General features: G+C 60.5%; 10 protein-coding genes. All 10 read left to right on the top strand.

All coding sequences use genetic code 11. The features are described 5' to 3' along the window. The first annotated feature begins 42 nt into the window (after positions 1-42). The 10 genes from hutH (at position 43) to ACI77H_RS18665 (ending at position 12968) form a co-directional block, all read left to right on the top strand. Complete coding sequence (gene hutH, locus ACI77H_RS18710) at positions 43-1575, top strand: histidine ammonia-lyase (RefSeq protein WP_407013209.1); 1533 nt, start codon at positions 43-45, stop codon at positions 1573-1575. Positions 1576-1676: 101 nt separating this feature from the next. After that, entirely contained in the window at positions 1677-2882 is a 1206-nt protein-coding gene (gene hutI, locus ACI77H_RS18705; protein WP_407013208.1) for an imidazolonepropionase, read from the top strand. A 10-nt stretch (positions 2883-2892) separates the two neighbouring features. After that, entirely contained in the window at positions 2893-3696 is an 804-nt protein-coding gene (gene hutG, locus ACI77H_RS18700) for an N-formylglutamate deformylase (RefSeq protein ID WP_407013207.1), read from the top strand. Between the two features lie 201 nt (positions 3697-3897). Next, positions 3898-4845 (top strand): choline ABC transporter substrate-binding protein, encoded by a 948-nt coding sequence (locus tag ACI77H_RS18695; protein ID WP_407013206.1) that lies wholly within the window; start codon positions 3898-3900, stop codon positions 4843-4845. Further along, on the top strand, positions 4846-5775 hold the full coding sequence (locus ACI77H_RS18690; protein WP_407013205.1) for an alpha/beta hydrolase: 930 nt from the start codon (positions 4846-4848) through the stop codon (positions 5773-5775). 104 nt (positions 5776-5879) lie between these two features. Beyond that, positions 5880-6851: a prolyl aminopeptidase gene (gene pip, locus ACI77H_RS18685; protein WP_407013204.1), complete on the top strand. Its 972-nt coding sequence runs from the start codon at positions 5880-5882 to the stop codon at positions 6849-6851. Next, on the top strand, positions 6848-7285 hold the full coding sequence (dtd, locus tag ACI77H_RS18680) for a D-aminoacyl-tRNA deacylase (protein ID WP_407013203.1): 438 nt from the start codon (positions 6848-6850) through the stop codon (positions 7283-7285). The genes pip and dtd overlap by 4 nt, the downstream gene beginning before the upstream one ends. A 320-nt stretch (positions 7286-7605) precedes the next feature. Next, positions 7606-9420, top strand: coding sequence for a glucan biosynthesis protein G (locus ACI77H_RS18675; RefSeq protein ID WP_407013202.1), 1815 nt, complete (start codon positions 7606-7608; stop codon positions 9418-9420). Continuing rightward, entirely contained in the window at positions 9413-11983 is a 2571-nt protein-coding gene (gene mdoH / locus ACI77H_RS18670) for a glucans biosynthesis glucosyltransferase MdoH (protein ID WP_407013201.1), read from the top strand. The genes ACI77H_RS18675 and mdoH overlap by 8 nt, the downstream gene beginning before the upstream one ends. 187 nt (positions 11984-12170) lie before the next feature. Then, positions 12171-12968, top strand: a complete 798-nt coding sequence (locus ACI77H_RS18665; RefSeq protein WP_407013200.1) for a transporter substrate-binding domain-containing protein — start codon at positions 12171-12173, stop codon at positions 12966-12968. Positions 12969-12985: the final 17 nt, after the last annotated feature.

Raw genomic sequence — 12985 nt, 5'->3', positions numbered from 1 at the left:
GCGTCTGGTTAGTTAAAAACAAACTCTCAAAAGGAGCACAAAATGACTGCGCTAAACCTGATTCCAGGCCAACTGAGCCTTGCCCAACTGCGTGATATCTATCAGCAACCGGTCCAGATCACTCTTGATGACAGCGCCTCGGCCCAGATCGAAGCCAGCGTCGCCTGCGTGGAACAGATCCTCGCCGAGAACCGCACCGCTTACGGTATCAACACCGGTTTCGGTCTGCTGGCCTCGACCCGCATCGCCAGCGAAGACCTGGAAAACCTCCAGCGCTCGCTGGTGCTGTCCCACGCCGCCGGTGTCGGCGAGCCGATCAGCGACGCGTTGGTGCGTCTGGTCATGGTGCTCAAGGTCAACAGCCTGAGCCGTGGTTTCTCCGGTATTCGTCGCGTGGTCATCGACGCGCTGATCGCCCTGATCAATGCCGAGGTTTACCCGCACATCCCATTGAAAGGTTCGGTCGGTGCCTCCGGTGACCTGGCGCCTTTGGCGCACATGTCGCTGGTGCTGCTGGGTGAAGGCAAGGCGCGCTACAAGGGCGAATGGCTGGAAGCGACCGATGCGCTGAAAGTCGCCGGTCTGACCCCGCTGACCCTCGCTGCGAAAGAAGGCCTGGCGCTGCTCAACGGCACTCAGGTGTCCACCGCTTATGCGCTGCGCGGTCTGTTTGAAGGTGAAGACCTGTTCGCTGGCGCGGTCGCGCTGGGTGCGCTGACCGTTGAAGCGGTGCTGGGCTCACGCTCGCCATTCGACGCCCGCATCCACGCCGCACGTGGCCAGAAAGGCCAGATCGACGCCGCTGCCGCTTACCGCGATTTGCTGGGCGAGCGCAGTGAAGTCTCCGATTCGCACCAGAACTGCGAAAAGGTCCAGGACCCGTACTCCCTGCGCTGCCAGCCGCAAGTCATGGGCGCTTGCCTGACGCAGTTCCGTCAAGCCGCCGAAGTGCTCGCCGTCGAAGCCAACGCCGTGTCGGATAACCCGCTGGTGTTCGCTGCTGAAGGTGACGTGATCTCCGGCGGTAACTTCCATGCCGAACCTGTCGCGATGGCCGCCGACAACATGGCCCTGGCCATCGCTGAAATCGGCTCGCTGAGCGAACGCCGCATCTCGCTGATGATGGACAAGCACATGTCGCAACTGCCGCCGTTCCTGGTGGCCAATGGCGGCGTGAACTCCGGTTTCATGATTGCTCAGGTGACCGCTGCGGCCCTCGCCAGCGAAAACAAGGCGCTGGCCCATCCGCATTCGGTGGACAGCCTGCCAACGTCGGCGAACCAGGAAGACCACGTGTCCATGGCCCCGGCGGCCGGCAAGCGTTTGTGGGAAATGGCCGAGAACACCCGTGGCGTTCTGGCGGTGGAATGGTTGGCGGCGGCTCAAGGCCTGGACTTGCGCAACGGCCTGAAAACCTCGCCGAAACTGGAAAAGGTCCGCTCGATCCTGCGTAAAGAAGTGCCGTTCTATGAGAAGGACCGCTTCTTTGCGCCGGACATCAATGCGGCGACTGAACTGTTGGCGACGCGTTGCCTGAATGAACTGGTCCCGGCCAAGCTTTTGCCGAGCCTGTGATGTACTCATCGCCAGCAGGCTGGCTCCCACAGTTGCATTGTGCATCCCTCTGGGAGCCAGCCTGCTGGCGATTCGATTTTGAACATTGTGGAGACTAAGGGATGAAAACTCTCTGGCAACACTGCCACGTCGCAACCATGGCGCAAGGCGTCTACTCGATCATCGAGGACGCGGCCATCGTGACGTCCGGTGCGCACATTGAGTGGATCGGCCCATGCGCTGAACTGCCGGCGGGCGACTACCCGGCTGTCAACGATTTGAATGGGGCCTGGGTTACGCCGGGCCTGATCGACTGCCACACCCACACGGTGTTCGGCGGTAACCGCAGCGGTGAATTCGAACAGCGCCTGCAAGGCGTCAGCTACGCGGAAATCGCCGCGGCCGGCGGTGGCATCGCCAGCACCGTGCGCGCCACGCGCGCGGCAACCGAAGACGAACTGTTCGCCAGCGCCGCCAAGCGTCTGAAAAGTCTGATGCGCGACGGTGTGACCACGGTCGAGATGAAATCCGGCTATGGCCTCGACCTGGCCAGCGAGCGCAAAATCCTCCGTGTCGTCCGTCGTCTCGGTGCCGAACTGCCGATCAGCGTGCGCAGCACCTGCCTGGCCGCTCATGCCTTGCCGCCGGAGTACGCGGATCGCGCCGACGCCTACATCGATCACATCTGCGCCGAGATGCTTCCGGCCCTGGCCGCCGAAGGGCTGGTGGATGCGGTGGACGCGTTCTGCGAATACCTGGCGTTCTCGCCGGCACAGGTCGAGCGCGTGTTCATCACTGCGCAGGAACTCGGCTTGCCGGTGAAACTGCACGCCGAGCAACTGTCGTCGCTGCACGGGTCGAGTCTGGCGGCGCGTTACCACGCCCTGTCGGCCGATCACCTGGAATTCATGACCGAAGACGACGCCATCGCCATGGCCAAGTCCGGCACCGTCGCGGTGTTGTTGCCCGGCGCGTTTTACTTCCTGCGCGAAACCCAATTGCCGCCGATGGATGCCCTGCGCAAACACGGCGTAAAAATCGCCGTCGCCAGCGACCTCAACCCCGGCACCTCACCAGCGCTGTCGCTGCGCTTGATGCTGAACATGGCGTGCACCTGTTTCCGCATGACTCCGGAAGAAGCCTTGGCCGGCGCGACGATTTATGCCGCCACCGCGTTGGGCATGGCCGAAACGCACGGTTCGCTGGAAGTCGGCAAGGTCGCGGATTTCGTCGCGTGGCAAATCGATCGTCCCGCCGACCTGTCGTACTGGCTGGGCGGGGATCTGGAAAAACGCGTCGTGCGTCACGGCGTCGAAACAAGCGTTTAGGAGAGCAGTTGTGGATAAGGTTCTGAACTTCAAACAAGGCCGCGTGCCGCTGCTGATCAGCATGCCTCACGCCGGCCTGCGCCTGACCCCGGCGGTCGAAGCCGGGTTGATCGCCGACGCGAAAAGTTTGCCGGACACCGATTGGCACATCCCGCAGCTATACGAATTCGCCGCCGAGCTGGGCGCCAGCACCCTGGCTGCCGAGTACTCGCGGTTTGTCATCGACCTGAACCGACCGTCCGACGACAAACCTTTGTATGCCAGCGCGACGACCGGTCTGTACCCGACGACGCTGTTTGACGGCATTCCATTGTTCCGTGAGGGCATGGAGCCGTCGGCCGCGGAGCGCGCGACGTATCTGGAAAAGGTCTGGACGCCTTATCACAGCACGCTGCAGAACGAGTTGGCGCGACTGAAAGCCGAGTTCGGCTACGCGTTGCTGTTTGATGCGCATTCCATCCGTTCAATCATCCCGCACCTGTTTGACGGCAAGCTGCCGGACTTCAATCTCGGTACGTTCAGCGGCGCCAGTTGTGATCCGCAGTTGGCGACTCAGCTGGAAGCGATCTGCGCCCGGCACACCGATTACAGCCATGTGCTGAACGGGCGCTTCAAGGGCGGCCACATCACCCGGCATTACGGCAACCCGGCGCAAAACATCCACGCCGTGCAACTGGAATTGGGCCAGTGCACGTACATGGAAGAGTTTGAGCCGTTCCGCTATCGCCCGGACCTGGCAGAGCCGACGCAAGTGGTGCTCAAGGAATTGCTGCAATGGCTGCTGGCGTGGGGCGAAAAGCACTACAAGCACTGAAATCTGGCGCATAACCCTGCAGGAGCAAGCTTGCTCGCTCCTGCAGGGTGCGTTCATTCGAAAGCGCTTGCTGACTGTCGCCACCGTGCAAAACACAGTCGCCACAGTTCGCTTTTACCCTCTCGACGCTGCGTAATGTTCTGGGCACGGTGCATCAAGACACCGGACCCATAATAATTCTGCCGCACGAGACCATTCCCAATGAAAAGACTGTTGACCCGCTGTCTCTCAATCCTCTGCGGCACCGCTCTTCTGAGCACCCCTGTTCTGGCCAGTGACGACGCTTCCTGCAAAGCCGTGCGCATGGGGGTGGTCAACTGGACCGACGTCATTGCCACCAGCGGCATGGCCGACGTACTGCTCAACGGCCTTGGCTACGAAAGCAAGCAAACCAGCGCCGTGCAGCAAATCATCTTCGCCGGCATCCGCGACAAGCGCCTGGACATCTTCCTCGGCTATTGGAAACCGGCGATGGACAAGAACATCGCGCCGTTCTTGTCCGCCAATCAAGTGAAGGTCCTGGAAAAGCCCAGCCTGGCCGACGCCCAGGCGACCCTCGCCGTGCCGGAGTACGTCGCCGAGGCGGGCCTGAAAACCTTCGCCGACATCGCCAGATTCAAAGACAAACTCGGCGGCAAAATCTACGGCATCGAGCCGGGCAGTGGCGCCAACACCACGATTAAAACCATGATCGAGAGCAATCAGTTCGGCTTGAAGGATTTCAAACTGATCGAGTCCGGTGAGGCCGGCATGCTTGCCGCTGTGCAACGGGCGGTGAATCGCAAGGAATTCGTGGTGTTCGTCGGCTGGACTCCGCATCCGATGAACATCAACATGAAAATCACCTACCTGACCGGCAGCGAAGATGTTTACGGGCCGAACGAAGGTGCGGCGACTGTCTCCACAGTGACGGCCCCGGACTACGCCGAGCGTTGCCCGAACGTGAACCGTTTGTTGGAAAACCTGACCTTCACCGCGGCTCAGGAAAGTCAGCTGATGGTGCCGATCATGGAGCGCAAGACGCCGCAGGATGTCGCCAGGCAATGGCTGCGTGATCATCCCGAGGATCTGCAGCGTTGGCTGGCCGGTGTCAGCAGTTTTGATGGCAAGGAGGGTGTAGCCACCGTTCAGGCCAGTTTGAAACCTTAAATGACTTCTTATCCTTTATCCGCGTCGATGACGGCTTTCGTCGAGAAAACCGCCAGCTTCAACGCCACCGACAGCAGCCTCGCCGGATTGCGCCAGGCCTACAGCGAGATGTGCCGGGCATTCACCCCGCCGCGCCCCGCCGGGCTGTACGGAGTGGATTTCGAGTTGGGTGGCGTGCCGGTGCGGTCGTATCAGCCAGTGGCTTCACCAGCGACCGACGGCAGTCCCTGCATCCTGTATCTGCACGGTGGCGGTTGGGTCGTGGGGGATCTGGATTCCCACGACTTCATCTGCGCCGAACTGGCGTCGACGCTCGGCGTGTTGGTGATCGCGGTCGATTATCGTCTGGCGCCGGAGCATCCGTTTCCAGCGGCGTTCGATGACTGCCTGAAGGTCTGGCGAGCGCTGCGCTCCGGGCCGTTTCAGCTGGACCCCGCGCGTACGCTGGTGGCCGGCGACAGCGCGGGTGGCAATCTCGCCGCCGCGCTGTGCCTGGCACTGCGCGATGCGGGCGAACCACCGCCAGCGGCGCAAGTCCTGATCTATCCCGGTCTCGGAGGCGATCAGCGTCTGCCTTCACGCAGCGAATGCAGCGACGCTCCGCTGCTCAGCAGCAGTGACCTGGATTGTTATCACGCCTTGTATTTGCGCGGCACCCGAACGCCTGGCGCCTATGCCATGCCGTTGCTCGCCGGGGATTTGCGCGGATTGCCGCCAGCGTGGATCGCGGTGGCGCAATTCGACCCGTTGCGCGATGACGGCGTGCTGTACGCCGAGCGTCTGAACGCTGCGGGCGTAGCCGCGACGCTTTATTACGGGCAAGGGCTGGTTCACGGCTGCCTGCGGGCTCGGGGCCAGGTCGCGGAGGTCGATGTGCTCTACGAAACGCTGCGCGGCTTTCTGGCAAAAAAACTGGCGGCAAAACTCTGACTCTGCATGGACATGCTCATTGACGTAAATCGGGTTTATGATGCCCAACGGCAGAATAATAGAAGTCCCCCCAGGGATGACCTCGACCCCTTACGGAGCGCGCAATGCAGACTTTGTACCCGCAGATCAAACCCTACGCCCGGCACGATCTGGCTGTCGATGAAACCCACACCCTGTATGTCGACGAAAGCGGTTCACCGCAAGGTTTGCCAGTGGTATTCATCCACGGCGGCCCCGGTGCCGGGTGTGATGCACAGAGTCGCCGCTTTTTTGATCCGAACCTGTACCGTATCGTCACCTTCGATCAGCGCGGTTGCGGCCGTTCCACCCCCCACGCCAGCCTGGAAAACAACACCACCTGGGATCTGGTCGCCGATCTTGAGCGGATTCGCCAACACCTGGGCATCGATAAATGGGTGCTGTTCGGTGGTTCGTGGGGCTCGACCCTGGCGCTGGCCTACGCGCAAACCCATCCGGAGCGTGTGCACGGTCTGATCCTGCGCGGGATTTTTCTCTGCCGTCCGCAAGAAATCGAGTGGTTCTATCAGGCGGGCGCCAGTCGGCTGTTCCCTGATTACTGGCAGGATTACATCGCGCCGATCCCGCTGGATGAGCGCGAAGATTTGCTCAGCGCTTTCCACAAGCGTCTGACCGGCAACGATCAGATCGCCCAGATGCACGCGGCCAAAGCCTGGTCTACCTGGGAAGGTCGGACCGCGACCTTGCGTCCGAACCCGCTGGTGGTCGATCGGTTCTCCGAGCCGCAACGCGCGTTGTCCATCGCCCGCATCGAATGTCACTACTTCACCAACAATGCGTTCCTTGAGCCGAATCAGCTGATCCGCGACATGGGCAAGATCGCCCATTTGCCGGGCGTGATCGTTCACGGTCGCTACGATGTGATTTGCCCGCTGGATAACGCCTGGGAGCTGCATCAGAACTGGCCGAACAGTGAATTGCAGGTCATCCGTGATGCCGGGCACGCCGCCTCCGAACCCGGCATAACCGATGCCTTGGTACGCGCCGCCGATCAGATGGCCCGGCGCCTGCTCGACCTGTCTCCTGAAGAAGCATGAAGGGCCTGTTGCAGCGCGTGCGTGGCGCGCGCGTCGAGGTAGCGGGGGAGGTGGTCGGTGCCGTCGATCAGGGGTTGCTGGTACTGGTCGCGGTCGAGCCCGAGGACACTCGGGCCAGCGCCGACAAACTTCTGCATAAGCTGTTTAACTATCGTGTGTTCAGTGACGCCGAGGGCAAGATGAATCTGTCCCTGGCGGATGTCGGAGGCGGGTTGCTGCTGGTCTCTCAGTTCACCCTGGCCGCCGACACCAAAAGCGGGTTGCGCCCGAGTTTTTCGACCGCCGCCCCTCCGGCCCTTGGCGAGGAACTTTTCGACTATCTATTAGGCAAGGCGAAACAGGTGCATGGCACTGTGGCATCAGGTAGATTCGGCGCGGATATGCAGGTGCACTTGGTCAATGATGGCCCGGTAACCTTCCTGTTACAGACCTGAAAGCGCTTGAAACATGTTTTTAAGCCCATTTCGACTGAAAACAGGGGTTTTTCGCGATAAATACTTTGTTACCCCTGATGCGTTGTAACGCGGCCTACTAGATAATCGCGCGCTACGGGGATCAGCGTTCGTTGGTCCGTTTTGACTTAGGTAGAGACTTGTCCTGGACCTGTTGGGGAATCATTTAGCCCCATAGGAGTCGGAACAATGCTCGCCAACTTGGCAAGAGTGGTTTGTAGGGGCGGGTTTTTCATCCCGTTTACCTCACAGCCCTTTAACTGGCCGTTGGTTTTTTGATCTGTTTTCGGCGAGGGTTGCTCGTGATTGTTAGTCCCTGTAATGCACCAAGATTGTCAGCCAAACGGTTACGAAGCGCACTGGTAGCGGGCTCTGCACTGCTCTGCCTGTTCAGCGCCGGCCAACTTTGGGCATTCAATCTGGATGATGTATCGGTCAAGGCAAAAGAGCTGGCCGGGCAGAAATTCGAAGCCCCGCGCAGTAACCTGCCGAACGAATTCCGTGAGATGAAATTCGCGGACTATCAGAAAATTCGTTTCCTGACCGAAAAAGCCGAATGGGCCGATCAGAAAACCCCGTTCAAGCTTTCGTTCTATCACCAGGGTATGCATTTCGATACGCCGGTGAAAATCAACGAAATCACGGCCAACACCGTCGAAGAGATCAAGTACGACCCGACTCGTTTCGATTTCGGCGACCTGAAATTCGATCCTAAATCCACCGAACAACTGGGTTATGCCGGTTTCCGTGTGCTGTACCCGATCAACAAGGCCGACAAGCAAGACGAAATCATGACCATGCTCGGCGCGAGTTACTTCCGCGTTGTTGGCAAGGGGCACACGTATGGCTTGTCCGCTCGCGGCATGGCGATCGATACCGCGTTGCCGTCCGGCGAAGAGTTCCCGCGTTTCCGTGAGTTCTGGATTCAACAGCCGAAACCGGGCGACAAGCACCTGGTGATCTTCGCGCTGCTGGATTCGCCACGCGCCACCGGTGCCTATCGCCTGACCCTGCGTCCGGGCAGCGACACCATTGTCGACGTCAAGGCGCAGATGTTCTTGCGTGACAAGGTCACCAAGCTTGGCGTTGCGCCGCTGACCAGCATGTTCCTGTTCGGCGCCAACCAGCCGTCGAAAGTGCTGAACTACCGCCGCGAACTGCACGACTCCAGCGGCCTGTCGATCCATGCCGGCAACGGCGAGTGGATCTGGCGCCCGCTGAACAACCCGAAACACCTGGCGGTGAGCAACTTCTCGATCGAGAACCCGCGTGGCTTTGGCTTGCTGCAACGTGGCCGTGACTTCAGCCACTACGAAGACCTCGACGACCGCTACGACAAGCGCCCAAGTGCCTGGATCGAGCCAAAAGGCGATTGGGGCAAGGGTTCTGTCGATCTGGTCGAAATTCCGACTGCCGACGAAACCAACGACAACATCGTTGCCTTCTGGAGTCCGGAAAAACTGCCTGAGCCTGGTCAGCCGCTGGAATTCGGCTATCGCATGCACTGGACCATGGACGAAGCGTCGATTCACGCACCGGACAGCGCCTGGGTCAAACAGACCTTGCGCTCCACCGGCGACGTCAAACAATCCAACCTGATTCGTCAGCCGGACGGCAGCGTTGCCTATCTGGTGGATTTCGAAGGCCCGTCCCTGGCGGCGTTGCCGGCCGATGCAGACGTTCGCAGTCAGGTCAGCGTGGGTGACAATGCCGAGCTGGTCGAGAACAGCGTGCGCTACAACCCTGAAACCAAGGGCTGGCGCCTGACCCTGCGGATGAAAATCAAGGACGCGGGCAAGTCCACCGAAATGCGTGCCGCTCTGGTCCAGAACATCGTCCCTGAAGACCTGGCCAAGTCATCCGTGCCGGCGTCCACTTCTTCTGTAGCCAAGGCCGACAAGGTAGCCGCCAAACAGCAAGAGAAAGCAGACAAGGAAGCCAAGGCAGCCGAGGCCAAGCAGGCTGACGCCAAGCCGGTTGCAGATGCCAAGGACAAGGCTAACAAAGACGCCAAGCAGCCTGCCGCTGCCGACGCGGCCCCAGCCACACCGGAATCGACAGCGACTGAAGAAGTGCTGACCGAGACCTGGAGCTATCAGTTGCCTGCCGATGAGTAATTCTCAAGTACAGCCAGAAACTCTTGCCGAGTATCTGGCGCATCTGCCGATGACCGATGAGCAGCGCGCAGAACTCGCGGGCTGCAAGTCGTTCAGCGAACTCCACGAGCGTCTGTCGTCCTCGACGTTCGATGCACCGGTCGAGGCGGCTCAAGCCTCGGTCGGCCGTCGTTTGACCCTGAACACTGCTGAAGAGCTGGAAGAAGCGGAAATGCTGGCGCTCGACGCCAGCGGCCGTGTTTGCCTCAAGGCAACCCCGCCGATCCGCCGGACCAAAGTCGTGCCGGAGCCGTGGCGCACCAACATTCTGGTGCGTGGCTGGCGGCGTCTGACCGGTCGCACCAATCCGCCGGCCCCGCCGAAGGACGAAAACGTGCTGCCGGCGGCTCGCTGGCGCACGGTAGGTTCGATCCGACGTTACATCCTGCTGGTACTGATGCTGGGTCAAACCATCGTCGCCGGCTGGTACATGAAAGGCATCATGCCTTACCAGGGCTGGTCGTTCGTCGACCTCAATGAAGTCCTGCATCAGCCGCTCCTGCAAACCGTCACGCAAGTGCTGCCGTATGCGCTGCAAACCAGCATCCTGATCCTGTTCGGGATTCTGTTCTGCTGGGTCTCGGCCGGTTTCTGGACCGCGCTGATGGGCTTCCTCGAGTTGCTCACCGGTCACGATAAATACCGTATCTCCGGTAAAAGTGCCGGCAACGAGCCGATCCCCAAGGATGCGCGCACCGCACTGGTGATGCCGATCTGCAACGAAGACGTGCCACGGGTATTCGCCGGTCTGCGTGCGACCTTCGAGTCGGTCGCTGCCACGGGTGACCTGGATCGTTTCGACTTCTTCGTCCTCAGCGACAGTAACGATGCTGATATCTGCGTCGCCGAACAGCAGGCATGGCTGGACGTCTGCCGCGAAGCCAAGGGCTTCGGCAAGATCTTCTATCGCCGCCGTCGCCGTCGCGTCAAACGCAAGAGCGGCAACCTCGACGACTTCTGCCGTCGCTGGGGCGGTGATTACAAGTACATGGTCGTGCTCGACGCTGACTCGGTGATGAGCGGCGAATGCCTGACCAGTCTGGTGCGCTTGATGGAAGCCACGCCGGACGCCGGGATCATCCAGACCGCGCCACGTGCGTCGGGCATGGACACTCTTTATGCGCGCATGCAGCAGTTTGCGACCCGCGTGTACGGTCCGCTGTTCACCGCCGGCCTGCACTTCTGGCAGTTGGGCGAATCCCACTACTGGGGTCACAACGCAATCATCCGCATGAAGCCGTTCATCGAGCACTGCGCCTTGGCGCCGTTGCCCGGTAAAGGCGCGTTCGCCGGTGCGATTCTGTCCCACGACTTCGTCGAAGCCGCGCTGATGCGCCGTGCCGGTTGGGGCGTGTGGATTGCCTACGACTTGCCGGGCAGCTACGAAGAATTGCCGCCGAACCTGCTGGACGAACTCAAGCGTGACCGTCGCTGGTGCCACGGTAACCTGATGAACTTCCGCCTGTTCCTGGTCAAGGGCATGCACCCGGTGCACCGTGCGGTGTTCCTGACCGGCGTGATGTCGTACCTGTCGGCGCCGCTGTGGTTCTTCTTCCTCGTGCTGTCGACGGCGCTGCTGGCGGTCAACACGTTGATGGAGCCGCAGTACTTCCTTGAACCGCGTCAGCTCTATCCGCTGTGGCCACAATGGCACCCGGACAAGGCAATCGCGCTGTTCTCGACCACCATCGTGCTGCTGTTCCTGCCGAAGCTGTTGAGCATCATCCTGATCTGGGCCAAGGGCGCGAAAGAGTTCGGTGGCAAGTTCAAGGTGACCCTGTCGATGCTGCTGGAGATGTTGTTCTCCATGTTGCTGGCGCCGGTGCGGATGATTTTCCACACCCGCTTCGTGCTTGCCGCGTTCCTCGGCTGGGCGGCGACCTGGAACTCGCCGCAACGTGACGACGACTCCACGCCGTGGAGCGAAGCGGTCAAGCGCCACGGTCCGCAAACCCTGCTGGGCTTCTTCTGGGCGCTGCTGGTGATCTGGCTGAACCCGAGCTTCCTCTGGTGGCTGGTGCCGATCGTCGGTTCGTTGATGCTGTCGATCCCGGTTTCCGTGATCTCCAGCCGTGTCGGCCTGGGCCTGAAGTCCCGTGACGAGAGCCTGTTCCTGATCCCTGAGGAATACAATCCGCCGCAGGCGCTGCTGGCAACCGACCAGTACACCCATGAAAACCGTTATCACGCGTTGAAGGACGGCTTCATTCGGTCGGTGGTCGATCCACAGCAGAACGCCCTCGCGTGCTCGCTGGCGACGTCGCGCCACGGTCAGGCCGAGCCCATCGAGTGGCTGCGGATCGAGCGGGTTCGCCATGCCTTGAAAGTCGGGCCTGACGGTCTGACCAACAATGAGCGTGTGCAACTGCTGAGCGATCCGGTGGCACTGGCTCGTTTGCATGAGCAGGTCTGGAGTGAAGGTCATCCCGAATGGCTGGAAGCCTGGCGCAAATCGGTGAAATCCGATCCCCATGCGCCGTTGCTGCCGCTCAAGCCGCTGAGTGCGCAACCGCAGTTGGCATAACAAAAGAACCCCGCGAAAGCGGGGTTTTTTTATCTCATCGTTGCCAAACACTTGTGCAAACGAGCGAGTGCGTTAGCATCCGTCCCCGAATTGGTGCGCCCGGATAATTTTTGTCCGTATCGATGCGTTTCCTGAGGGGAGCCGCCGTTTGCGCGCCTCATAACGCAATGGGTTTGGGGACATGATGATGAAGAAGTATCTCTCGATGCTGCTGGTCGGCGTCACGGCATTGGTTGCAGTCAGCGCGGCGCAGGCCGGTGCCATCGATGACGCGGTCAAGCGCGGCACGCTGAAAGTCGGCATGGACCCGACCTACATGCCGTTCGAAATGACCAACAAGCGCGGTGAGATCATCGGCTTCGAAGTCGACCTCCTCAAAGCCATGACCAAAGCCATGGGCGTCAAGCTGGAACTGGTTTCCACCGGTTACGACGGCATTATCCCGGCCCTGCTCACTGACAAGTTCGACATGATCGGCAGCGGCATGACCCTGACCCAGGAACGCAACCTGCGCCTGAACTTCAGCGAACCGTTCATCGTGGTCGGCCAGACCCTGCTGATTCGCAAGGAGCTGGAAGGCACCATCAAGTCCTACAAAGACCTGAACACTGCCGACTACCGCATCACCTCCAAGCTTGGCACCACCGGCGAAATGGTCGCCAAGAAGCTGATTGCCAAAGCCAAGTACCACGGCTACGACAATGAGCAGGAAGCCGTGCTCGACGTGGTCAACGGCAAGGCCGACGCCTTCATCTACGACGCGCCGTACAACGTCGTGGCGGTGAACAAGGTCGGCAACGGCAAACTGGTATTCCTCGACAAGCCGTTCACCTACGAGCCGCTGGCCTTTGGTCTGAAGAAGGGTGACTACGACAGCATCAACTTCATCAACAACTTCCTGCACCAGATCCACGAAGACGGCACCTACGATCGCATCCATGACAAGTGGTTCAAAGACACCGCTTGGCAAAAGGACATGGAATAAGGCTTCAGACCGAGTCG

The sequence above is a fragment of the Pseudomonas sp. O230 genome (assembly GCF_045447035.1).
Taxonomy (GTDB): domain Bacteria; phylum Pseudomonadota; class Gammaproteobacteria; order Pseudomonadales; family Pseudomonadaceae; genus Aquipseudomonas.
Note: the sequence above shows the minus strand (reverse complement) of the source record. Positions and strands in the feature narration are given on the sequence as shown.

Coding starts and splice junctions, on each gene's coding strand:
- ACI77H_RS18690 (WP_407013205.1), top strand. CDS start 4,846: ATGACTTCTTATCCTTTATCCGCGTCGATGACGGCTTTCGTCGAGAAA.
- ACI77H_RS18665 (WP_407013200.1), top strand. CDS start 12,171: ATGAAGAAGTATCTCTCGATGCTGCTGGTCGGCGTCACGGCATTGGTT.
- hutH (WP_407013209.1), top strand. CDS start 43: ATGACTGCGCTAAACCTGATTCCAGGCCAACTGAGCCTTGCCCAACTG.
- pip (WP_407013204.1), top strand. CDS start 5,880: ATGCAGACTTTGTACCCGCAGATCAAACCCTACGCCCGGCACGATCTG.
- dtd (WP_407013203.1), top strand. CDS start 6,848: ATGAAGGGCCTGTTGCAGCGCGTGCGTGGCGCGCGCGTCGAGGTAGCG.
- mdoH (WP_407013201.1), top strand. CDS start 9,413: ATGAGTAATTCTCAAGTACAGCCAGAAACTCTTGCCGAGTATCTGGCG.
- ACI77H_RS18695 (WP_407013206.1), top strand. CDS start 3,898: ATGAAAAGACTGTTGACCCGCTGTCTCTCAATCCTCTGCGGCACCGCT.
- hutI (WP_407013208.1), top strand. CDS start 1,677: ATGAAAACTCTCTGGCAACACTGCCACGTCGCAACCATGGCGCAAGGC.